This is a genomic window from Neisseria sp. P0014.S009 (assembly GCF_051958155.1).
Lineage (GTDB): Bacteria > Pseudomonadota > Gammaproteobacteria > Burkholderiales > Neisseriaceae > Neisseria > Neisseria flavescens_C.
Genome location: NZ_JBQCVS010000044.1, coordinates 1 through 503 on the forward strand (window position 1 = coordinate 1; position 503 = coordinate 503).

Here is a 503-nt window from a genome sequence, read left to right on the forward strand (position 1 = left end):
ACGCCTTTTTGGATTTCGGCTTTGGTGTTATCAGCCAAGTCGATGCTGTAGTCGGTCACGTTGTCGGCCTTTTCAGCGGCGGTAACAGTCAATTTGCTCGAACCGGCGCTCGCAGTCGTGCCTTTGGCGTTGACGGTGTAAACGTCTTGGCCGTTGGTGTCGACGGTTTTAACCACGTCTTTGATGTTGGTACCGGCACGTACTTCGGTACGGGCGGCGGCGCTTTGCTGTTTCAGCTGGCTGTAGTTGACGGCGTCGTTGTCATCGGTACCGGCGGCAACGTTGGTGATCTTGTTGCCGGCGGCATTGATGCCTGACTTGATCACACTCGGGCCACCGGTAATGGTGAGGCCGTCTGTATTCAGTTTGCTGTTGCCTGCGGTGACGCTGTCAACGGTGATGTCTTTGGCCAGTTTCAGCTGTGCGCCACCGGCTACGGTTTCGCTGATGATGTTGCTGTCGCCTTTGACATTGATGGTGTCGCCCAATGCGTAGTTGTTGCT

Annotated in this window: 1 pseudogene; it reads right to left on the reverse strand. The window is 55.7% G+C overall.

The annotated features are described in order from the left end of the window. Positions 1-503: pseudogene (locus tag ACTHS4_RS11575) on the reverse strand (hypothetical protein); the annotation flags it as partial.